This window comes from Nibricoccus aquaticus, assembly GCF_002310495.1.
GTDB lineage: Bacteria > Verrucomicrobiota > Verrucomicrobiia > Opitutales > Opitutaceae > Nibricoccus > Nibricoccus aquaticus.
In genome coordinates, this window is record NZ_CP023344.1 from 2,616,387 (window position 1) to 2,638,794 (window position 22,408).

The window sequence follows — 22,408 nt, forward strand, 5'->3', positions numbered from 1 at the left end:
GCGGAGGGAGCGCGCGCACGACTTTTTTCATATGCTCGAAAATCTACTCGATCCGCTTTTCCTGTTTTTCGTGGTCGGCTTTGCCGGCGGCGTTTTGCGTTCGGACCTGAAGCTGCCCGACGCGGTTTATCAGTTGTTGAGCACGTATCTGTTGCTCGCGATCGGGCTCAAGGGCGGCGTGCAGCTGGCGCAGGTGTCGGCGGGAGAGATTGTGATGCCCGCGCTGGCGACGCTGGGGCTGGGGTTGTTTGTCCCGGTGGTGGTTTTTGCGGTGGCGATGCGGATCGGGAAGCTGGGGCGGGCGGATGCGGCGTCATTGGCGGCCCACTACGGATCGGCGAGTGCGGTGACGTTTGCGGCGGGGCTGGAGATGGTGCGGCGTGCGCAGATGCAGCATGAAGGGTTTTTGCCGGTGTTGCTGGTGCTGCTGGAGATCCCGGCGATCCTGGTGGCGATTTTTTTGCATCGGTCGGGCGCGAAGGCGGCGAGTGTCGCGAGCGAGAGCGGGAAGGCGGGAGAAAGTTACGGGGCGATCGTGCACGAGATTTTGCTGAACCGCTCGGTGTTTCTGCTGCTGGCGGGGATGGCGGTGGGGTTTTTGTCGGGGCCTGGGAGGTTCGCTTCGTTTGAACCGTTGTTCGTGCATGCGTTCAAACCGATCCTGGCGTTTTTCATTCTGGAAATGGGGCTCGTCGCGGCGCAGCGGATGCCGGAGATCAAGAAGGCGGGGGTGTTTCTGGTGACGTTCGGGATCGTCTGTCCGCTGATCGTCGGGGCGTTGGGCGGGTGGTTGGGATTGCTGAGCGGGTTGTCGCAGGGCGGGGCGGTGATCCTCGCGACGATGGCGGCGAGCGCGTCGTACATCGCGGCGCCGGCGGCGATCCGGGTGGCTATCCCCGAAGCGAATACGGGGCTCTCGATCGCGGCGGCGCTGGGCGTGACATTTCCCTTCAATCTGGCGCTGGGGATTCCGCTCTACATGTGGTGGGTCGGGCGGATCGGGTGAGGGGGAGTTCGCCGAACAACGCAGAGAGGCATGGGTAGATTTGGAAAAAAGCCGGCCATAGGTCTGGCCGGCGGTGTTGGGGTGGGATTCGTTTCCCGGACTATTTGAGGCGGCGAACGGCGAAGTAGAGGGAGGGTACGGCGAGGAGAGAAAGAAGACTGGCGTGGGGAAGCCAGTGGAGGATGGCGTGGCAGAGCGGGTGGGATTGGAAGGTTTGCCAGGCGTGGGCGGTGTTGGCGTCGGGCGCATAGGCAAGCCCGCCGAGTGCGAGTTCGCGGGAGATCGCGATGCCGCCGAGTGCGATGTCGTGCGCGAACGCCAGGCCACCTACGGCGAGACTCCAGCCGAAAGCGAGGCCTCCGAAAGCGAGGACGCCGAACGCTGCGCTGCTAAACGAGAGAGCGCCCAGGCCGATGCCGGAGATGCAGACGAGGCCGGCGCTGACTGCACCGATCGAGATTGGCGCGAGCGTAACGGCACCGATGCCGACGAGACCGCCGAAGGCAACGTCACCAAAAGCGAGCCAGCCGCGGGCAATACCGATGCGTTCACCGCGCACCGGATCGGCGCCTTGAGCGATGGCGATCAGTGGTAGGTCCAGAAAGCGGATACGGGATTCGTAGCGGCGTGGGCTTCGAGTGGTGGGCAGGATGATGAGCTGGGGTAATTTTGCTGCCTCGGACGCGCGGGCCAGTTTTTGAAGGCGCGCGAAGAGGAAGACGGCGATCACACTCTGGAGAGCGAGGTAGCCGAGCGTGAGCCCGGTGAGTGTTGTGCCGGTCGAGAGGCCGGTGGAGGCGAGGCCGGCGTTTTTGGTCAAGGCGACCCAAGTGAAGGCGCCGCCGAAGAGCCCGGCGGCGGCGGTGGATGCGGCGAAGACGCGGAGCAGCAGAGTACGGACAACCGGGTCGATGCGGGCGCCGCGCCACACCCGGAACGCCACGTAGATTCCCAGCAGACCGATGATGGCGCTGGCGACGGTGCCGAGGAGCGAGATACCCGCGGTCGATGCGGCGGTAGCAGAGCTCTTCGAAGAGCCGGCGCCCGCGAGCGAAGCGGCTTTGGCTGTTCCGGCCGAGGCGGCGATGCCAGCGGCGGCGAGGGCGGGTGGCAGCGCTGTGAGGACGGCGGCGGTGAACGCAGAGCCGGGGCGGGTGCGGAAGAGGGCGGTTTCGAGAACGCTGGAGAGTTCGTCGCGGAGGAGGACCCGGCCGCGGCTGAGGCGTTGTTTCACGACGTCGTCGGTGAGTTCGAGCGCGGCGGCGACCTGGGCGATGGATTTTTGTTCGCGGTAGAACAGCACGAGGGGCTCGCGGTAGTTTTCGGGTAGGCGCGCGAGGGTGCGCCAGAGCAGGGCTTTTTCTTCTTCCGTCGTGGCGGCGTCGCGGGGAGATGGTTCGTCGAGGGAAAGGTTTTGGGATTCAGGATCGGTGACGTCGTCGAGCGCGTGGCGGGCGCGGGTGCGCACGTAATTGAGGGCGAGGAGGCGCGCGATGCCGCAGACCCAGGCGCGGAAGCGGGCGGGGTCCTGGAGGTCGGGGAGTTGTTTCCAGGCGGCGACGAAGGCCTCCTGGGCGAGGTCTTCGCTGGCGGCGAAGTCACCGCAGATCGAATACGCGACGCCGGAGACGGCGGCCTGGTGGAGGGAGACGAGCTGGCCGAAGGAAGCGCGGTCACCGCCGAGGCTGGCGGCGACAAGGACGGTTTCCTGATTGGGGCGGGCGGCGGCTGAGGAGGTCGGGAGTGTTTTCACGCTCTCCAGTGGTTGGGGGCGGGGGAAAGGTGACGGGGAATTTTTCGGACTGTGCTGCTGGCCGCGTGAAGAACAGCGGTGGATTGTCGCGTCTTATTTCGAAGACCTGACGGGGACAAAAAATGGGCCCAGCGATTTAGTATTCGACGTCGCGGCAGTGTTTTTCGAGCGCGGTGGCGATAGTTGCGATCTGTTTCTGGCCGAGGATCGGCTCGGCGCTGCCCAGCTGTTTCTCCAGCCATTTTTCGTTCATCACGCGGGTGGTGCGCGATGTCTGGCTGGGCGGCCGAAGATCGATCCACCAACCGGGAAGAACGAGGAGGGGAGAGACAGCGGCGGGCTCGGCGTTGTTTTTGAGCCAGCGCGCGAGCCAGGAGGCGTTGCGTTCGGCTTGATCGAGCGGGGCGTTGTCGGCGCCCCAAGGCCACTCGAGATCGCTACCGTTGAAAGAGACGGAGTGTTCTTTGCGGCCGGGAAGAGCCGGGCCTTTGCGCCAGGTTTTGGTTTCGAGGCAGAAAACTCCTCCGGGACCGACTGCGACGTGGTCGAGGTTGAACGAGTGCCCGTTGTTCATCGCAGGAACGTCGTGAAAGATTCGCCAGCCGCGTGCCTTGAGCGGCTCCAGCGCTTCGGCAACGTAGCGCTCGCCAAAGTAACCGAGGTAGCGGTTGCTATTTTCGCTTAGTCGGCGAGTGAACCAGCGAAGGGCCACGATGTAGGCGGCGAGAAAAGCGATCAGTGTGACTACGAGACCCACGAGCTGCGCGGTACCAGGCAGGTGCTTTACGCCTAGAAGAAAAAGCGTGATCACTCCCATGGGCAGTCCGCAGACAAGCGCTAGGTGGAAAAGGAGATTTTCCTCGAACTTGAGGACCTGCTTTAGCTGCGTCTCTCCAGGACTGCGCAGGAGTTTGAGTTCGTTGCCGAAGGGGGTACGGCGTTTCTTTTTCCGCTTCTCCCACGCAAGCACTGCGAGCGTGCAGAGGATAAAAAACCAAAAGTAGCCGACGGCGAAGAGGGCGGGTTTCCAGGTCATGGACATTAGACTGTGGGCACCGGACAAAAATCTGCCTTACGCCCAATAAGGAATATATTCGGCGAACTTTTTCGATTTATTGTCCGGATCCGCAGGTTTGATACGCCCTGCTTCGATGGCCTCTTGAATGATTACGGATATCATCGAACGCTGCTTTTCAGGCACTTTCAATCGCTCGCGCAATGACGTGTTCGTCATGGTGGCGCTCGACAGAAATTTGAGCACGGCGTGCTGATAGCAGGCGTCGAGGCGTTCGTTTGGCGACATTTGCGCGTAGGTTTTCGGAGCAAACAATGTGGCCTTAAAAAAGCCGGGAGGGCTTGTAAATTGAATGGGTGGTAATCCGTAGAGCTCTACTTCCAGTCCCGCTTTCACGAGGCCGGATACACGCTCTTCACAGATTTTCATGCGCCGAAAAGCTTTGGCCAGACGTTCGTTTCGGGATTCGGGTTGGGTTCCGATTAATCGGTCCAGCTGCTTTGAAGGCAGGAGGGTGCCTGGATTCGTAATCTCTATCCGGTCAGAAAAAATTTCCACCAGTGGACCTGATCCCGTTGTGGTGAAATCTTGGTGGATTAGCGCATTCGCGATGATTTCGCGTAGCGCAATTTCTGGATACAGAGTGCGCTTTTCGCGCAAGGCCTGTTCGATCACTTCACTTTGCGGTAGTTGTGACATCACGAACCGGATGAGCCCTTGAAAGCCGATGGCGTAGCCTCGACCGCCTTCTTGTTCGAGCTTCGTACGCGCTTTGTTCACGCCGTCATAAACGATCACCCGTACTGCTTTGTGTTCGAGTGATGGGAATTCGCTCATCTGCCGGGCCGCAGCTATCGCTCCTAAATTGGTGATGTAACCACCGGAGGGGCCTTGTTCTCTCAGAACGAAGGACTCCTGTTCCATCCACGCGAGCAAAGCGTCCCGGTCAATTGGTGTGGAGCGTTCTAGCAGGCGCAGGAGCGGTTCGGTATCTAGGCGACCGGCGAGGTCATTTTCCTCTAGCAACACAGAGGCTCTCAAATCTTCCCATTTGGGCGTACGGCTATGAAGCATCATGGTGCCGATTTCCTGACGCGATGCCTTGCGGGTGGAGCCACCTGAGCGAATGAACGCATGCTCAAGTGTTTTGCCGCGTAGATAGACAGGTTTGGTTGTCGATTCCGGCACGTGGATAAAAAGTAGCCGAGCGCCTTGGTAGCTCTCCACGAAATGATCGATGGCAATGGGCGGTTCCAGTGCGTCGCGACCAAGGTTGGCCAGCTGATTTATGCACGAAGCGATTTCTGTTTCAGACACCCCGCCGGGAGTTCCCTGATTGGTGACGCCATAAACCAAGACGCCACCTCCCGCCTGATTGGACAGTGCTGACAAGTGTTCTGTTAGCCGGGCTTTGTCGGGGGAAAGAGCTGCTTTCCAGTCGAGCTCGTTGAGTTCGTGACGAGGAGGTTCCAAGCTGACTCTCAGCAGACTTACTGCTTTGAGAAGCCATGGTTTTGTGGGGTTGCCGGATTCCACTTAAATAAAAAACTGCTGGTTAAGAGCGATTTGCGTAAAGCTGGTGCTTTGGACTTAATTGAGCCTCGGCATGGCCATCAGTAATCTAGGTTCATGGTGGAAGTGACATTGGGGGCTGGTTTTTAAGTACAAGCCGCCTTGTGTGGGAAGTCGTAGAAGCAGAGGAAAAGGTCGCAAGCCTTGGCTGCTATCAAAACGGGGTCTCCTTAGCGGCAGAGGTCTGAGGAAAAAACAGGCCGGTCCTGTTGGGGAGACCGGCCGGGAGGAGAGCGGAGCTCGGAATGCGCGACGGGGGCGTCGCGCCTCCAACGGACGAGACGGACAATGCGGAGCATTGTCCCTACCTCGGATAGTTAGACGCGGAAGCCTTGGGCTAGGTGGTAGTAGACCTCGTTGTTGCGGAGGTCTTGCTTGAGCTGCGGCAGGGTCGTGTCGGCGTTGATGTGGACCGTCTCGATGCCGGCGATGGTCGCGAAGTCTTCGAGCATTTCGCTCGTGACGACGTAGCTGTAGCCGGTGTGGTGAGCGCCACCCGCGTAGATCCACGCGGCGCAGGCGGTCTTGAAGTCGGGTTTGCATTCCCAGACGGCGCGGGCGACGGGGAGCTTGGGGAGCTTCGGCGTTTTGACCGCTTTGACTTCGTTGATGATGAGGCGGAAACGGTTGCCGAGATCGACGAGCGAGGCGTTGAGGGCTTCACCGGCGGGAGCGTCGAAGACGAGGCGGACGGGGTCTTCTTTGCCACCGATGCCGAGTGGGTGGACTTCGACGGCGGCTTTGCCCTGCGCGATCGACGGGCAGATTTCGAGCATGTGCGAGCCGAGGACTTGGTGGCCTTTCGGAGACATGTGGTAGGTGTAGTCCTCCATGAACGAGGTCTGCTGTCCACCGGCCATGACCTTCATGGCGCGGACGAGGGCGGAGGTCTTCCAGTCGCCTTCGCCGCCGAAGCCGTAGCCTGCGGCCATGAGGCGTTGCGAAGCCATGCCGGGAAGTTGCTTGAGGCCGTGGAGATCTTCGAAGGTGTCGGTGTAAGCCTTCGCGCCGACTTCGGCGAGGAAGCCGCCCATACCGAGTTCGAGGCGGGCGCTGTAACGGAGTTCGTCGTGGCGCTTGCCGCCTTTCTTGAGGGCGGGGACGACGGCGTAGAGTTTTTCGTATTCGGCGACGAGGTCGCTGATGGCCTTGTCGGAGACGGCGTTAACCTTGGCGACGAGATCGCCGACGCCGTAAGTGTTCACCTCGAACCCGAAGCGGATTTCGGTGGCGACTTTGTCGCCCTCGGTGACGGCGACGTAGCGCATGTTGTCGCCAAAGCGGACGACGCGGGCGCCCTGCCAGTCGTGCCAGGCGTGGGTGGCGCGCATCCAGGCGCCGATGCGGTCCTGGACTTCGGAGTCGGACCAGTGGCCGACGACGACTTTGCGGCCGAGGCGGAGACGCGTGTGGATGAACCCGGCTTCGCGGTCGCCGTGGGCGGCCTGGTTGAGGTTCATGAAGTCCATGTCGATCGTGGACCAGGGGAGGTCGCGATTGAACTGGGTGTGGAGGTGGAGGAAGGGCTTCTTGAGCGAGGTGAGGCCGCGTATCCACATCTTGGACGGCGAGAAGGTGTGCATCCAGAGGACGAGACCGGCGCACTTCGGGTCGGCGTTGGCTTCGACGCAGACCTTGGCGATCTGGTCGGAGTCCACGAGGAGGGCCTTGAACTTCAGGGGAAGCGGGAGGCGCTTGGACTTCACGAGGCCGTCGACGACGGCCTGGGCGTTGGCGGCGACCTGCTTGAGCGGGCCTTCGCCGTAGAGGTGCTGCGAGCCGCAGACGAACCAGATTTCGGGAGTGGTCAGGTTAACGAGGGACATGGATGGAATAGGAAAAAGTGAAGGGTGAAGAGTGAGGCGGAGACTAAAGCGGGCGGTGGTGAGTGAATCACGAAGACGCGAAGGCGCTAAGGTCGGAGCGAAGTTTCGGAGGCCGGAGTTTCAAACCACAGATTGCACAGATGGGACCCAGATGACGGAGATCGGAGGGCGATTTAGTTCTTGGCTCGGGACTTTGCGGCTTTGCGTCTTTGCGATTCAAAAAACGACGTGATTACGCGTGGGTGGATTCTTTTAGCGTGAGGAGGTCCTTCATCACGTTGCTCAAGTCGGCTGATTTGTTGCGACCGCCGAGGCTGTCGTGGAGCTGGCGGTACAAAGAATAGAGCTGGTCGTAGACTTTGCGGTTCGCCGCAATTGGCTTGTAGGTGACCTTCTTGAGGCCGGTCATCTTCTTTTGCGCGGTCGGGAAATCCTTGTGCGCACCGGCGAGGACGGCGGCACTGACCGCGGAGCCGAGGGCGCAGGCTTGCGAGGAGCCGGCGACGAGCATGGTGCAGCCGGTGACGTCGGCGTAGATCTGCATGAGGAGCGGATTTTTCTCGGCGATGCCGCCGGCGCAGACGACGCGCTCGATGGGGACGCCGTATTCTTTGATGCGCTCGATGATGGCGCGGGCGCCGAAGGCGGTGGCTTCGATGAGGGCGCGGTAGATTTCGGCGGGCGTGGTGTGGAGTGTCTGGCCGAGCATGAGGCCGGTGAGGCGCTGGTCGACGAGGATGGTGCGGTTGCCGTTGTTCCAATCGAGCGCGAGGAGGCCGTGCTGGCCGGGCTTTTGTTTCGCGGCCTCGGCGGTGAGGGTGGCGTGGAGTTTCGCGTCTTTAAGGACGCCTTCGACATACCACTTAAAGATGTCGCCGACGGCGGACTGGCCGGCCTCGATGCCGTAGAAGCCGGGGAGGATGGCGCCTTTGACGATGCCGCAGATGCCGGGGATGTCGGGAACGTTTTTGTCGGCCGAGACGACGCCGCAGTCGCAGGTCGAGGTGCCGATGACTTTGACGAGAGTGCCTTCTTTTACGCCGCAACCGATGGCTCCGTAGTGGACGTCCATCTCGCCGATGGCGATGGGTATGCCGACGGGGAGGCCGAGCTTTTTGGCCCACTCGGGGCTGAGCTGGCCGGCGGCGGTGCTGGCGTCGTGGGCTTTCTCATACAAGCGGTCGCGGAGATCAGCCAGCTTCGGATGGAGAAGCGTGAGGAATTCCTTGTCGGGGAGACCGCCCCAGTCGTCGGCGTAGAGGGCTTTGTGTCCGGCGCAGCAGACGCCGCGCATGACCTTGGTCGGGTCATTGACGCCGGCGAGGACGGAGGGAATCCAGTCGGCGAGTTCGACCCAGGAGTAGGCGGCGTCGAAGACTTTGGGAGCGACGAAGAGGCAGTGCCAGAGTTTGGACCAGAACCACTCGGAGGAGTAGGTATTGCCGCACTTGGCGATGAACTGCGGGCGGTGTTGCGCGGCGAGTTCGGTGATCTTGGCGGCTTCGCGCCAGCTGGTGTGGTCTTTCCAGAGCCAGCATTGGGCGTGGAGGTTTTTTGCCCACTTCTTGTCCTGCGCGAGGGCGCGGTTGTTTTTATCGACGGGAATCGGGCTGGAGCCGGTGGTGTCGACGCCGATGCCGATGATTTTGTCGGCTTTGAAGCCGGGTTTCTTTTTTGCGGCGGCGAGGGCGGTTTTCACGCTCTTCTCGAGGCCGAAGAGGTAGTCGCCGGGATGCTGGCGGGCGAGATTGTGGTCCTTCGGGTCGAGGAGGATGCCTTGCGAGCCGGAGGGATAGTTGACGATGGCGGAGCCGAATTCGGCGCCGTCTGAGGTGCGGACGATGAGGGCGCGGACGGAGTTGGTGCCGTAGTCGATGCCGAGGGTAAACATAGTGTGTGGAGTCGGAAAGTGGGCGGGCGGGCGGTCCGAAAAAGGAAGCGCCCGAGCTTGTTAAGCGCGGGCGAGTGGTAAACGGCTGGGGGGCTTGACAGTACCGCCGTCCGCGCGGGCGCGGACGGAAATCTGAAGGTCGAATGACGAAGGCCGAAGGAGACGGAAAGTTTCTTTGGGCTTAGCGGTTTTGGCGGAAGCGGTCGAAGAGGACGGCGCTGAGGAGGATGGCGCCGCGGACGATGTACTGATAATCGTGTTTGATGTTCAGAAGGTTCATCGCGTTTTCGACGATGCCCATGATGAAGACGCCGGCGATGACGTAGCTCATGCGGCCGATGCCGCCGCTGAGGGAGACACCGCCGAGGACGCAGGCGGAGATGATGGAGAGCTCGATGCCTGGGGCGACTTTGGGATCACCGATGCCCATGCGGGCGGCGAGCAACGTGCCAGCGAGGGCGGCGATGGCGCCTTGGAGGACGAAGATGGTGATCTTCACGCGATCGACGGGGATGCCGGCGAGGCGGGCGGCTTCTTCGTTGCCGCCGACGGCGAGGGTGTTGCGGCCGAAGGTGGTGCGCTGGAGGAGGAATCCGAAGAGGCCGAAGAGGCCGAAGCAGATCCAGACGGGGGCGGTGATTTGAAAGAGGATGCCGCCGCGGTCGTTGTGGATGACGGGGAAGGCGGCGTTGGCGAGGCCGAGGATGCCGTCGTGGCTGATGCCGATGGAGCGGCTGTCGGCGAAGGCGAAGGCGAGGCCTTTGACCATCATCATCGTGGAGAGCGTGGTGATGAGGGGGTTGATTTTGAATTTGGCGACGACGACGCCGTTGATGAGGCCGACGATGGCTCCGAAACCGAGCGAGCCGGCGATGGCGAGGGGGAGGTTGCCGGTGTCGCGGAGGATGAGCGCGCAGAGGACGCCACCGGCGGGGATGATGGTGCCGACGGAGAGGTCGAAGTTACCCGAGGCGAGACAGAAGAGCATCGTGGTGGCGACGATGCCGACGGTGGAGACGGCGAGGAGGACGCTCTCGGCGTTGTTGGGCGAGGCGAAGTTGGGGACCGCGAAGGAGCAGACCAGGATGAGCGCGGCGAGGATGAGCAACATGCCGGCGCGATCGAGAAAGGCGGCGGTGGTGCTGGGTTTGGCGGAGGCGGCGGTGGACGGAGCGGAGGCGGACATGGAAGAAGAGTGAAAAGTGAAGGGGGAAGAGTGAAACGGATCGATTCACCGCTGAGGCGCGGAGGGCGCGGAGTTTAAGAAGAGTGGAGCGGTTGGTGAGTGGAGGGATCGGCGGGTTCTTTCTCTTTCCTCTTTCGTCAGCTGCCTCGATCCAGAGAAAGAGTAAGAGGAAAGAGAAAGATGAGTCAGGCGGCGGAAGATTCGATGGGGAGGGCGGAGGCGAGGATGCGCTCGGGGTTGAAGTCGGCGCGGAGGAACTCGGCGGAGATTTTGCCCTGGCGCATGACGAGGAGGCGGTCGGCGAGGCCGAGGACTTCGGGGAGGTCGCTCGAGACGACGAGGACACCGACGCCGTCGGCGGCGAGTTTGAAGATGAGGTTGTAGATTTCGCTCTTGGCGCCGACGTCGATGCCGCGGGTGGGCTCGTCGAGCATGAGGACTTTGACGTCTTCGGAGAGCCAGCGGCCGAGGATGACCTTTTGCTGATTTCCGCCGGAGAGGTTTTTGATGAGCTGGCCGAGGGAAGGCGTTTTGACGGCGAGCGAGGTGCTTTGGTGCTGCGCGTTTTCGCGTTCCCAGCGCTCGTTGATGATGCCGCCGAGGAGGACGTGGTGGCGGCGGGCGGAGATGTTGCAGTTCTCCTGAACGGAGGCGACGGGGACGATGCCTTCTTTTTTGCGGTCCTCGGTGCAGTAAACGAGTCCGGAGCGGATGGCGTCGGCGGGGCGTTTGATGGTCGCAGGTTTTTCCTGGATACGGATGACGCCGGTGGTGGCGGGCGTGGCGCCGAAGAGGAGTTTGAGGAGTTCGGTGCGACCGGCGCCGACCAGGCCGAAGAGGCCGAGGATTTCGCCGCGGGCGACGTTGAGAGAGACGGGGGCGTTGATGCCGGGGCCGAAGATTTTTTCGACTTCGAGGGCGGGAGCGCCGTGTGCGCGCGGGCGGTAGCCGTAGACATCTGCGATGTCGCGGCCGACCATGTCTTTGACGAGGACGTCGGGCGTGATGGCTTTGAGCGAGTCGTGAGTCCTCACGTGCGCGCCGTCGCGGAGGACGGTGCAGGCGTCGCAGAGGCGGAAGACTTCCTCCATGCGATGCGTGACGTAGAGGATGGCGCAGCCCTCGCGGCGGAGGTCGGCGATGACGTTGAAAAGTTTATCGATCTCGCGGGCGGAGAGCGAGCTGGTGGGTTCGTCGAAGGCGATGACCTTGGCACCGCGCGTGAGGGCCTTGGCAATCTCGACCATCTGGCGCTGACCGATGGGGAGGTTGGCGAGTTTGGTGTCGGGATCGATGTTCTCACCCAGACGGCGGAGTTGCTGGGCGGCGAGTTCGCGGAGGCGGGAGCGGTCGATGAGGCCGCCGCGCGCGGGGAGATGGCCAAGGTAAATGTTTTCGGCGACCGTCATCTCGGGGACGAGATGGAGCTCCTGGTAGATCACGGCGACGCCGGCGGCCATGGCGGCGGAGGTGTTGGTGAAGACGTGGTCTTTGCCGGCGATGCGAAGGCTGCCCGTAGTGGGTTGGTGGGCACCGGCGAGGGCTTTGAGGAGCGTGGATTTACCCGCGCCGTTTTCACCCATGAGCGCGTGGACGGTGCCCTCGTGGACGCCGAAGGTGACACCGCGGAGGGCTTTCACGCCCGGGTAGGTTTTGGTGATGGCGTCGAAGACGAGGTAGGGCTGGGCGGCGGACATGAGCGACGGAGCGGGTCAGGCGAGGAGGACGTGGATGGCGGTTTCACCGAAGAGCACGGTGAAGACCAGGAAGGAGAGCGGGACGTAGATCCACTGAAAGGGGCGGGTGTCTTTTTCCCACGGGTGCGGGTAGACGGGAATTGCCGGGTCGGGGCGGTTGAGGTGGTTGAGGCAGGCGATGATGCCGAAGATGAGGGAAAAAAAGACGATGCCCATGAGCAGGCCGAACCAGATGCTGCCGGTGGCCATGAAGTACACGGCGCCTTTGACGATGGCGATGCCGGCGGCGGCGAGGAGGCGGCCGGAGGGCTTTTTCGCCACCATGAATGTGCCGAAGAACATCAGCAGATTGAGGATCATGGTGGCGGGTCGGGGCGGCGGGGAGGTGGGCGATGCGGAGTGGTTGGCGGAGCTATTTCGCGGATGGAATCCAACCCGGCGGCGTTAAGGCTAACGCGCCCTACCTCGGACATCAGTCGATGATGCCTTCGCGTTTCAGGATTTCCTGGAAGTTTTCGCGGGTGATGAGGATGCCTTCGGTGCGGGTATCGAGGGGCGGCGGGGTACCGTCTTTGATCCACTTGTAGAGCATCTCGGAGGCGGCGAAGCCTTCTTGTGGAGCGGAGGCGAGCATGGAGCCGAAGAAGGGGGTGGGCTTGGTCTTACGGAGTTCGTCGATGCAATCGGTGCCATTGATGCCGACGCCGACGGCGGTCTCGTGAGTGAAGCCACGGCCTTCCATGGCGCGGACGGCACCGAGGACGGCGTTGTCGTTCATGCCGAGGATGAGCCAGCGTTTGATCGAGGACTGCTGGGTGAGGAGGATGCTGGCGGCGTCGAAGGCGCCGGGGATGTCGGTCGTTTTTTGCGGAGCTTTGAAGATGCGCTCGGCGGGGATGCCGGCGTCTTTGAGGGCGGCGATGGAGTTGTCGGTGCGTTCGCGAGCGGTATCCAGTTCTTCGAACGTGATGGCGCAGACGCCGGTTTCTTCGAGGGCCCAGCCGCGTTTTTTGAATTCGGCGGCGAGGGTTTCGCCCTGTTTGCGGCCGATGCGCGAGGCGGACATGCCGACGTAGGGGACCTCGGTCATGAACTTGCCGTCTTTGACGAACTGGTCGTCCACGGTGACGACCTTGAGGCCTTTCTGTTTAGCCTTGTTCATGATGGCTGGCCCGAGGCGGACGTCGGGCGTGCAGATGACGAAACCCTGGGCGCCGGCGACGGCGATGGTGTCGATGGTGGAAAGGGTTTTTTCGCCGTCGGGAACGCCGAGCTTCATGACTTCGAAGCCGTATTGGGCGGCGGCTTTATCGGCGCCCTTCCACTCGTACTGGAACCAGGGCTCCTCGGGCTGTTTCACGAGGAAGGCGATCTTCACTTTATCGGGAGCTGCAGCGGTGCTGCCGGAGGCGGCGGGGTCGGATTTTTTGGAGCAACCGGCGATGAGACCGAGAGCGAGGACGGGCAGGAGGAAGCGCAGGGATTTCATGAGGGGTCAGAGAGGTGATACGTATGAAGAGGTGGGAGCAAAGATGGCGGTGCGGGCGACGTAAAGGACGCAGACTAGTGATTGCTGGTGATATTTTGTTCCTGTTTCCGGCTGGCAAAGCGGCGCAGGGCTTTACAGTCCTGTGCATATGGCACGTGTCACGATGGCGATCATCGCAGAGAAGGCCGGTGTTTCGAAGAACACGGTGTCGCTGGCGCTGCGTCACGATCCGCAGATCCCGGCGCACACGCGGAAGCGGATCGCGAAGATCGCGAAGACGATGGGTTACACGAAGAATCCGGTCGTCGCGCAGCTGATGACGGAGTTGCGGAAGGCACATCCGGCGGGGTATCGGCGGACGCTGGCGTTATTGAACGCGAATCAGGATGGGCGGGCGTTTAAGAGCCATCCGACGGTGCCAGCGTATGTAACGGGATGCCGGAGACGCGCGGAGTTTCACGGGTATAAGCTGGATGAGTTCTGGTTGCACGATCCGGAGCTGAACGGTGACCGGTTGGACCGCATCTTGAAGGCGCGGGGAATCCGTGGCGCGTTGATTGTTGGGCTCATGAAGGAGAATCAGCTCCCGGAGCGGTTTGGCTCAACGTGGCAGAATCATGCGTGCGTGGTCACGGGTGTGCGCACGCGGCTCCCGACGCTGCCGTTTTGTTGCGTGGATCATCACGCGCTGGTGTTGCAGGCGATGGAGCAGGCGCGGGCGCTCGGCTATGAACGGCCTGCGTTGGTAGTGGACGAGCATATCGACCGGCTGGTGGACGGGCGTTTTGGCTCGGGGATGTGGGTGGCGCAGCAGGGGCTCGCGGTGAAAAATCGAGTCGAAGGATTTTTTCAGGTAGAGGAGGCGCGTAAAGATCCGGCGTTGTTTGCGGGGTGGCTGAAGGAAGCGAAGCCGGATGTGATTTTCACGCTCTACCATGTGGTGAAGACGTGGATCGAAGGGCTCGGGATGAAAGTGCCGCGCGACATCGGGCTCATCCAGCTGGAGCATCGCGAGGAGTGCAAAGACTGGGCGGGGATGGATCAGCACAACGATCAGACGGGCGAGGGCGCCGTCGATATGCTGGTCGGCATGGTCCACAATAATGAGATCGGGCTGCCGGATTTTCCGCGGGCGACGTTGATCAGTGGGTCGTGGGTGGAGGGTGGGACAGTGCGAGCGCGGCACGTCGTGACGGTCTGACCGGCGCTTGCGCGGTTGCGTCATATTTTCGCGACGATACGGTCGCGGTCCGAATGTCCGACACGCTTACTTTGAGGGCGGAGATTTCCGCGCTGATCGCCCGCAGGGATTTCGCCGCGCTGAAAAAGAAGATCGAGCCGTGGCTGCCAGTCGATCTCGCGCCGATCGTGGCCGATATGCCGTTGGAGGAACTGGCGATGCTGTTCCGGCATTCGTCGCGTGAAGTGGCGGCGGCGGCGTTTGGCTATCTGGCGGTCGATGCGCAGCGGAAATTATTGCGGCAGCTGACACAAGAGCAGGCGGCGGCGTTACTCAACGCGCTGCCGCCGGACGATCGCACGGCGTTTCTGGATGAACTGCCGCTCGATGTGGCCATGCAGATGCTCGCACTGCTTTCGCCGGAGGAGCGCAAGGTCGCCCAGTCGTTGCTGGCGTATCCGGAAAACAGTGTCGGCCGGATGATGACGCTGGATTTCGTGACGGCGCGTCCGGAGTGGACGGTGGGTGAAACGCTCGCACACGTGCGGGAAAACGGGGCCGACCGGGAGACGCTTAACATGGTCTATGTCGTGGACGAGAGCGGGCGTTTGCTGGACGACGTGCGCATGCGGCGCGTGCTGCTGTCGCCGCTGGAGAAACGCATGAGCGAGCTGTTTGACGGGAGTTGCCCGACACTGCCCGCGACCGATGACCGAGAGACGGCGCTGGAGATGTTTCGCAAGTACGACCGTGTCGGACTTCCGGTGGTCGATGAATTTGGGAAGATCATCGGGATCGTGACAGTGGACGACATGCTCGATGTGGCGGCGGAGGAGGCGACGGAGGACATCCAGAAGCTGGGCGGCAGCGAGGCGCTGGATGAGCCGTACACGACGATTCCGCTGCTGAAAATGGTGCGGAAGCGCGCGAGCTGGCTGGTAATATTGTTTCTCGGCGAGATGCTGACGGCGACGGCGATGAGCTATTTTGAAGACGAGATCGCGAAGGCGGTGGTGCTGGCGCTGTTCGTGCCGCTGGTGATCAGCTCGGGAGGCAACGCCGGATCGCAGGCGGCGACGCTCGTGATTCGTGCGCTGGCGCTGGGGGAGTTCACGCTGTCGCAATGGTGGCGGGTGATGAGGCGCGAACTGATGGCGGGACTGGCGCTCGGGGTGATTTTGGGGGCGGTGGGATTTCTCCGTATCGCGGTGTGGTCGCAGTTCAGCGATATCTATGGACCGCACTGGCTGCTCGTGGCGACGACGGTGGGAAGCGCGCTGGTGGGAGTCGTCCTTTGGGGCTCGTTGATCGGATCGATGCTGCCGTTGTTGCTGAAGCGGCTGGGCTTCGATCCGGCGACATCGTCGGCGCCGTTTGTGGCGACGCTGGTCGATGTGACCGGCCTGGTGATTTATTTTGGGCTCGGGTATCTGCTGCTGCGCGGGACGCTGCTGTGAGCGTTGGCGGGGGCGGCTGTTGGATTAGCGACCTGAGAGCATGTGTTTGAGCTGGGCGAAGGTGGCAGACATTTCGGCGCGGGAGGCGGACTTGTATTTCTCGGGTAGGAAGCGGCGGTCGGAGCAGGCGAGGACGGCGGCGAGTTCCTGGAGTGCGAGGAGGTTTCCGTCGAGCGGGTCGATGAATGAATCGACGGCGTCGCGGAGGTCGGCGAGCTGGACGTCGTGGTCGCGTTTGGCGAGGACGGCGCGTTCTTTGGCGCGTATCAGGATGGCCTCGACGTCGCTGCCGGTGAGCGAGCGCGAGCCGAGTTCGTTGCGCGCGTAGGCGATGATCTCGTCGGTGAGGGCGATTTTTTTCACGCGGCCGATGACGGTGAAGAGCTCTACGACTTCGTCAGGATTTTGCGCGGCGAAGAGCGGGACGCAGAGGCCGAAGCGGCCCTGGCGTTTGAGGTCGATCGCGAGAAGATCGGGGCGCGAGGTCATCGCGATCCAGAGTTCGCGGCCACGGAGAGAACTGTCGCCGAGGTGGGCGGCGAAGGCGGCGAAGACGCGGCTGGAGATGCCGCTGTCGCCATCGGCGGAGCGGTTGCCGAAGACGGCGTCGGCTTCGTCCACGACGACGATCACGGGGCCGAGCGCGCGGATTGTGAGGAGAATGCGCGCCTGCTGGCGTTCGGTTTCGCCGACCCATTTGGAGCGGAATTCGCCGATCTCGAGGACGGGCAGGCCGCAGTCGCTGGCGAAGCAATCGATGAGAAATGATTTGCCGACACCGACGCGGCCGGGGACGAGGACACCGCGTTCGAGGACGTCGTCCTTTTGATTTTTGATGAGCCAGGCGAGTTCGCGCAGGCGGGCTTTGGCGGCGGTGTGCGTGGCGACGTTTTCGAGGGAGACGCCGGGCTTGGGGTCTTTGAAGCGAACGAGACCCTGGCAGTAGTCTTCGATGAGGCGGCGTTTGCCGGCGGAGATGGCTTCGGGGGTGAGACGTTCGCCGGCGCGGAGGACGGTGACGAGGAGTTGCTCGATGCGCAGGAGGGCGAGGCCGGAGGTGCGCTTGGCTAGGTCGTCGGTCGAGAGATCTGTGGCGTCGGAAAGTTTTTTGCCGCCCGAGGCGCGGTCGAGCCAGCCGGAGGCGAGGAACTGGCGGCGCTCGGCGAGATCGGGAAGCGGGATGCGCACGGTGCCGATGTGCGGGTTTTGCACGAGGTCGGACTGAAGCTCGGCGGCGGTCTCGGTGACGAGGAGGACGCCGATGTCGCCGAGGTGGAGTTCGGGCGAGGCGGCCCATTTCAGGAGGGTGACGAGGGCGGCGCGTTCGTCGGCGGAGGCGCCGGATTCCTCGGAGGCGGGGATGATTTTTTCGGGGAAGTTGAGGACGAGCGTGACGCCACGGTCGCGGCCTTTTTCGTCGGCGGCGCGAAGGAAGAAACGGCGGAGGAGCGGGACGAGTTCGCCGAAAGCGCGGGGAGGACCGTCGATGTGGAAGCGGGTGCCCTCGACTTCGTCGAAGATCGCGAGCCATTCGAAGAAACGCTGCTGCATCGCGGGCGAGCCGAAGGAGAGGCCTTCGCCGATGTCGTAGAAGAGCAGATACGCGCGGTCGGCGAAGAGGCGGCGGGAGAGGAAGGCGGGGAGGGCGGCGTACTCGGGGGTGTTGCGCGTGGAGGCGATGGTTTCGGCGGGGACGGAGACGGGGAAGAGGTCGAAGATGTTTCCGTGCAGGAGAAAGAGGCTGTGCGCGCCGCTGTTCCAGAGACGGGCGAGTTCGGCGGCCCAGGGTGGGAGGGGGGCGAGCGAGGGAGATTTTAGCGGCTGCGCGGGTGCTGGGCTGGAGGCGGGCGATGACATTGGGATGGGACCTATAGGTCTTATGGGACTGATAGGACTTATATCGGAGGGCTATTCGCTGACCGGGGTTTTTTGCGGAGGGCGCGGGGCGGTCGTAGTCGAGTAACCGACGCGGGTGGGGAGGTCGGGGAGATTGTTGGTGAGGTCTTTGAACTCGGTGAGTTCGGAGAGCCACTTGTTGGTCGCGGCGAGGTGTTCGATACTGAGGTCGATGCGGGCGCTGAGGGCGTCGGCGTTTTTGGCGGCGACGGCGTCGGCACGGATGAGTTTCACCTGTTCGACGAGGCGCTCTTGCTCGGAGCGGACGAGGTCGAGATTGCCCTGGGCTTGCTCGATGCGGCGGAGGCGTTGGCGGAGGGTTTCGAGGCGTTCGAGGCGGGAGGCGGCGAGGCGTTCTTTGGTGTCGAGGATGGGGGACGTCTTATTCGCTTTTTTGGCGGTCTCGATTTCGGCGGCGAGGGATTGGGTTTCGGCTTCGAGGGAGGCGACGAGTTCGGGGACGCGTTCCTTGCGTTCGGTCTCGAGGTAGACGTCGAGCGATTGCTCGATGGCCAACATGCGGAGGTAGGTCCACATGAGCTCGTCGAGTTTGCGGAGGCGGGAATCGAGATCGAGGCCGGTGGAGTTTTGGGCCTCGGTGGAGGCTTTTTCGATGTCGGCGCAGACGGCGGCAAGCTGGGCGTGGCGCTGGCGGCGCGCGGGGGAGAGATCGGCGAGGACGCGGTCTTGTTGCTGGTGAAAGTCGGCGAGGCGGGCGGCGGCTTCGAGGTCGCGGCGGCCTTGCGTATCCGAATCGATGGCACGGCGGAAGAAGCCGGCGTCGGGGAGGTAGACGAGGCCTAGCGCGTAGAGGGTGGCGCCGGCGAGGAGGCCGAGGGGTTCACCGCTGGCGAAGCCGAGGCCCAGCGTGAGGAGAGCGAGCCAGAGGTGGTGGCGGCTTTTCCAGAAGGCGCGGCGGTAGTTGGTCGGCTGGTCGGGCAAGCGGTCGGAGTTTGGACAGGATTAACAGGATGGACAGGATTAAGGCGGAGCGGCGACGGAGTTTTGCAGGAGGAAACTGAGGGAACGGAGAGGTGTCAGAGTGGCGGATACGGAAGCGGTGGTAGAAATTCGTCGGAAGGAAAACGAGTATGAGTGAGAGAACGATGCGGAGGGAAGCGGGGTGAGGGCACCCCCGCCTACAACGGAGGCGTTACTCGACTGTGAACCACTGGACTTCGACGCGGCGGTTTTTTTCGGGGTCGGGGCCGGCGGGTTCTTCCCAGCCGCGGCCAACGGTTTCGAGGCGGGTGGGTTCTACTTTGAGGCGTTCGATGAGGAGGCGGCGGATTTCGCCGGCGCGGTTTTTGGAGAGCTCCATGGATTTGAGAGCCATCTGGCGGACGAAGGCGTCGCCGCCTTGTTCGCGGAATTTATCGACGAGCGCATTATCCACGTGGCCGCGGAGGAGAATCGTGGAGCCGGGGCTAACTTGGAGAAGGCGGCGGATCGAATCGAGGTTGGTGAGGTTGTCCTGGCTCGTGAGATCGAGCTTGAAGGAGTTTGGCTCGAAGAGGAATCGGATGTCTTTGCTAAGGAGCGGATCGCGTTCGAGAGCGCCGCCGGCGGTGCTGCGGATCGGGGCGAGCGTGATTTGTTGTCCGGCGAAAGCGCCGGCGGTTTTGAGGGCTTCGAGGTGCTGCGGTGCCATGTAGCGCTCGGCGTCGACGGGTTTGTCGATGAGCGAACCGTAGGCGAGAATCGCGGAGGAATAGATGCCGCTGAAGCTGCCGGCGGCGTCGATTGCGCCGGAGTAGAACGCTAGATTCTCGGGGAGGTTGGAGAAGTGGACTTTGGCGAGCTCGGCCTGGGTTTGGGCTTTGTCCCACTTGAAGGTTTTGCCGATCAGATCGAGGTGCGGCGCGGGATTGTCGCGGACGAGGCGGTTGCCTTCTAGGATGCCGTCGACGAGGCCGGCGACTTGCGCGGGGTTGGCGGTGGCGAAGCCTTTGTTGACGACGAGAATGTCGGCGATGATGAGGAGATTTTTATTGGTCGTGAGCTGGGTGGCGGCGCCGTTGGAGGCTTCGACGACCTCGGTGGTTTTTGGGGCCCAGGTGACGCAGCCGGCGAGGCGGGTGCCGCCGGACTGGAGTTCTTTGAGGAAGATGTCGCCGGCGGCGAAGGCGTCGGCGGCGAAGAGGAGGTTGACCTTGTCGGGCGCAGGGCGGTCGGACGGGCTGGAGAGGACGTTGACGCCGAGGCCGGCTTCTTGCGTGAGGTAGCGGAGGAAGAAGTCGGCCTCGGTGAACTGGGCGGTGACGAGGGTCCGGCCCTTGAGGTCGTTGATGCGGCGTATTTCTTTTCTGACGACAAGGCCGTCGGCACCGCGGGAGAAGCCGATCTGCACGGGGGCGGTGACCTGGAAGTTGCGACAGTGGGCGGCGAGGACGTCGACCGTGGTGGCGGAGGCGGCGAGGCGGCCGGTGTTGAGGGCGGGCCAGCTTTCTTCCTCGGAGAGTTTGATGCGGACTTTGAAGCCGTGCTTGCGGAAGAAGTAGGAGTTTTCGGAGGGATCGAGTCCGCCGTTGGCGACGACGATGCCGGCGTAACCGGCGTACTCGGAGAGTTCGAGGTCGAGGGTGTTGTCCTTCGCGATGTAGGTGCCGGCGGGCGGGAGGAGCGGGCAGGTCGTGAGGGGCTCGATGAAGTCGGCGGGATCGAGGGCGGCTTTGCCTGCGGTGCCGTTGGCGGCGGAGGAGCCGGAGTTGCTGGCTGAAGCGCTGGAAGTGGCGGTGGATGGCGCAGCGTTGGGCTGGGCTTTATTGAGCCACTTGTAGGCGCCGAGTCCGGCGATTGCCAGGATGAGGAGGGTGAGGACGAATTTTCCGCGGCCGGTCATAGTGAGAAGAGTGAAAGGTGATGAGTGAGGAATGAAAGGGGATGAAGAGGGCGGACGAGACTCGGAAGGAGCGGAGTCGGAGTTCGGACTGGATTAACGGGAGTTACAGGATTGGGCGGATCGCAGGCGTGAGTGATTACGTGGTCTGGCGAGGGGCTTTTTTGATGAGGAGGATGAAGATAAAAGAGAGTACGGAGAGGCTGGTTGCGATCCATGCGACGCCTCTCCCTAGACCGCGCTGCACGTTCAGTTCTTTGTCGCTGATTCGCAGGTCGGCCCAAGCCTTCTTGATTTCAGGAGACGCGCTTTGCGGAGAGATGAGGCGCTCTGCGTCCTGCTGTGCTTGGTAATAGCGCTTTTCTTGATCGGCGGCTTTTTGGAGTTTCAAACCGAACAAGGTACAGAGGATGGAAAGTGTGAGAAAAATGATCGCGGCGAGCTTCATGACTTAAACCAAGGGGCGTTTGAAGATGGCGGTGACTTCGCGGGTGTCGCCGCTGTTGGTCCATGAAAGGATGTTCACGAGTTCCCAGCCGTCGGCTCCGTAGGCGTTGAGGCGCGCGTGGAAATCCTTGTGATCCAGTTTTGTGCTAAGCAGTCCGGCGGAATCGGCGACGAAGGTTGCGTATTCAAATTTCTGCATGTCGTGAAAGAGTGGAAAGCGGGCTTGGCGTGAGTGGTTCGATGCGAGGTCGAGCCCTACGGGGAAAAGCGGGCGGTGGCGAAGAACGCGCACGGAGTGCGCGTTCCACCTCGGAGCCGGCGGGCCTAGTATTAAGACTCGGCGATTTTTTGGCGCTCGGGGGCGGCGGCGGTGGGTGTGGTGGCGGCGGGTTGCACCATGCCCATTTTCTTTTGGTATTCCTTGAAGAGCTGGTTGCCGCGGGCGCGTCGCATTTCCTGCTGGCGTTGGATGTTCGAGCCCATCTCTTTCGCGAGATCGAGGGTGGCGCGCATCTGGCCTTCGCCGCTGGCGGCGGACTCGCGGAGTTGTTGCATGGATTGTCCCATCTCGCCGCCCATCATGCCTTGGAGTTCGGTGATCGAACCTTTCATGAGGCCGGAGAGTTGTTCGAGGGAGCGGCCGACGGCGACCTTGGCTTTGACGGCCTGGAACTCGCGTTCGAACTTTTGGATTTCGCGTAGGCTGTTGGCGATGATCTCGGTGTTTTGCTGGTAGAGTTGTTCGAGGCCGGCGAGCTGGGACTGGTTGTCGGCGATGTCTTGATCGAGGGTGGCGAGCTCTTCTGCGAAGTGGGCGCCGTTGACCTCGTCGTTGGCGGCGGCGGCGGTCTGGAGCATGCCCTGGATTTCCTGCTTCTGGCGCTCCTGGCGTTTGATCTGGTCTTTGAGGAGGGCGATCTGGCCGGCGAGTTGTCCGTTGGCGTAGTGGGCTTTGTCGGCCTTGGCCTTGGAGTCTCGGATGCCGCGTTCGACGACGGCCTGGTTGATGGCATCGGTCTCGGTGGCTTTTTCGGCGGCGAGACCGAGCCAGATGAAGACGCGTTTGATGGCGCGGAAGATTCCCATGGTGATGTGTGTTGGAGTTGAGTTGGTTGGCTGACGTTAAAGGAAAGTGGGGAAGAGCCGGGCTTTTA

Annotated in this window: 18 protein-coding genes; 3 read left to right on the forward strand and 15 right to left on the reverse strand. The window is 62.4% G+C overall.

Annotation, left to right across the window (positions count from 1 at the left end; translation table 11 throughout):
* The first annotated feature begins 31 nt into the window (after positions 1 to 31).
* Positions 32 to 1,006 (forward strand): sodium-dependent bicarbonate transport family permease, encoded by a 975-nt coding sequence (locus CMV30_RS10620; RefSeq protein WP_096056004.1) that lies wholly within the window; start codon positions 32 to 34, stop codon positions 1,004 to 1,006.
* 100 nt (positions 1,007 to 1,106) lie between these two features.
* On the opposite strand, the gene CMV30_RS10625 is transcribed toward CMV30_RS10620, so the two are convergent.
* From CMV30_RS10625 to CMV30_RS10665, 9 genes are all read right to left on the reverse strand, one after another.
* Positions 1,107 to 2,759 carry an RNA polymerase sigma factor gene (locus CMV30_RS10625; RefSeq protein WP_138223236.1) on the reverse strand — a complete coding sequence of 551 codons (1,653 nt, stop codon included), beginning with the start codon at positions 2,757 to 2,759 and terminating at the stop codon, positions 1,107 to 1,109.
* 136 nt (positions 2,760 to 2,895) lie between these two features.
* Positions 2,896 to 3,795 carry a nuclease-related domain-containing protein gene (locus CMV30_RS10630; RefSeq protein ID WP_175414827.1) on the reverse strand — a complete coding sequence of 300 codons (900 nt, stop codon included), beginning with the start codon at positions 3,793 to 3,795 and terminating at the stop codon, positions 2,896 to 2,898.
* A 36-nt stretch (positions 3,796 to 3,831) separates the two neighbouring features.
* Positions 3,832 to 5,310, reverse strand: a complete 1,479-nt coding sequence (locus tag CMV30_RS10635) for an ATP-binding protein (protein WP_096056007.1) — start codon at positions 5,308 to 5,310, stop codon at positions 3,832 to 3,834.
* 353 nt (positions 5,311 to 5,663) lie between these two features.
* Positions 5,664 to 7,172, reverse strand: a complete 1,509-nt coding sequence (araA, locus tag CMV30_RS10640) for an L-arabinose isomerase (protein ID WP_096056008.1) — start codon at positions 7,170 to 7,172, stop codon at positions 5,664 to 5,666.
* Between the two features lie 232 nt (positions 7,173 to 7,404).
* Entirely contained in the window at positions 7,405 to 9,063 is a 1,659-nt protein-coding gene (locus CMV30_RS10645; protein ID WP_096056009.1) for a ribulokinase, read from the reverse strand.
* Positions 9,064 to 9,244: 181 nt separating this feature from the next.
* Positions 9,245 to 10,249, reverse strand: a complete 1,005-nt coding sequence (gene araH / locus CMV30_RS10650) for an L-arabinose ABC transporter permease AraH (RefSeq protein ID WP_096056010.1) — start codon at positions 10,247 to 10,249, stop codon at positions 9,245 to 9,247.
* A 185-nt stretch (positions 10,250 to 10,434) separates the two neighbouring features.
* On the reverse strand, positions 10,435 to 11,946 hold the full coding sequence (gene araG / locus CMV30_RS10655) for an L-arabinose ABC transporter ATP-binding protein AraG (RefSeq protein WP_096056011.1): 1,512 nt from the start codon (positions 11,944 to 11,946) through the stop codon (positions 10,435 to 10,437).
* A 15-nt stretch (positions 11,947 to 11,961) separates the two neighbouring features.
* Entirely contained in the window at positions 11,962 to 12,306 is a 345-nt protein-coding gene (locus CMV30_RS10660; protein WP_096056012.1) for a hypothetical protein, read from the reverse strand.
* 112 nt (positions 12,307 to 12,418) lie between these two features.
* The gene (locus CMV30_RS10665) at positions 12,419 to 13,435 is read right to left on the reverse strand and encodes an arabinose ABC transporter substrate-binding protein (protein WP_096056013.1); all 1,017 of its coding nucleotides are present in this window, start codon (positions 13,433 to 13,435) and stop codon (positions 12,419 to 12,421) included.
* A 148-nt stretch (positions 13,436 to 13,583) separates the two neighbouring features.
* Here CMV30_RS10665 and CMV30_RS10670 point away from each other — a divergent pair, with 148 nt between their 5' ends.
* Positions 13,584 to 14,636, forward strand: a complete 1,053-nt coding sequence (locus CMV30_RS10670; protein WP_245844113.1) for a LacI family DNA-binding transcriptional regulator — start codon at positions 13,584 to 13,586, stop codon at positions 14,634 to 14,636.
* 53 nt (positions 14,637 to 14,689) lie between these two features.
* A complete protein-coding gene (gene mgtE / locus CMV30_RS10675; RefSeq protein WP_096056014.1) occupies positions 14,690 to 16,072 on the forward strand; it encodes a magnesium transporter in 1,383 nt (460 codons plus the stop codon).
* Between the two features lie 24 nt (positions 16,073 to 16,096).
* Here the strand turns inward: mgtE and CMV30_RS10680 are convergent, their stop codons facing one another.
* The 6 genes from CMV30_RS10680 to CMV30_RS10705 all read right to left on the reverse strand — a co-directional run bounded on the left by CMV30_RS10680 (position 16,097) and on the right by CMV30_RS10705 (position 22,340).
* Entirely contained in the window at positions 16,097 to 17,929 is a 1,833-nt protein-coding gene (locus tag CMV30_RS10680) for an ATP-binding protein (protein WP_096056015.1), read from the reverse strand.
* 51 nt (positions 17,930 to 17,980) lie between these two features.
* On the reverse strand, positions 17,981 to 18,910 hold the full coding sequence (locus tag CMV30_RS10685; protein ID WP_096056016.1) for a hypothetical protein: 930 nt from the start codon (positions 18,908 to 18,910) through the stop codon (positions 17,981 to 17,983).
* Between the two features lie 211 nt (positions 18,911 to 19,121).
* Positions 19,122 to 20,810, reverse strand: a complete 1,689-nt coding sequence (locus tag CMV30_RS10690) for a phosphate ABC transporter substrate-binding/OmpA family protein (protein ID WP_096056017.1) — start codon at positions 20,808 to 20,810, stop codon at positions 19,122 to 19,124.
* A 136-nt stretch (positions 20,811 to 20,946) separates the two neighbouring features.
* Positions 20,947 to 21,255: a hypothetical protein gene (locus CMV30_RS10695; protein WP_096056018.1), complete on the reverse strand. Its 309-nt coding sequence runs from the start codon at positions 21,253 to 21,255 to the stop codon at positions 20,947 to 20,949.
* A gap of 3 nt (positions 21,256 to 21,258) precedes the next feature.
* Positions 21,259 to 21,453 (reverse strand): DUF4177 domain-containing protein, encoded by a 195-nt coding sequence (locus tag CMV30_RS10700; protein ID WP_138223237.1) that lies wholly within the window; start codon positions 21,451 to 21,453, stop codon positions 21,259 to 21,261.
* Positions 21,454 to 21,584: 131 nt separating this feature from the next.
* Entirely contained in the window at positions 21,585 to 22,340 is a 756-nt protein-coding gene (locus CMV30_RS10705; protein WP_096056020.1) for a hypothetical protein, read from the reverse strand.
* Between the last annotated feature and the right edge of the window lie 68 nt (positions 22,341 to 22,408).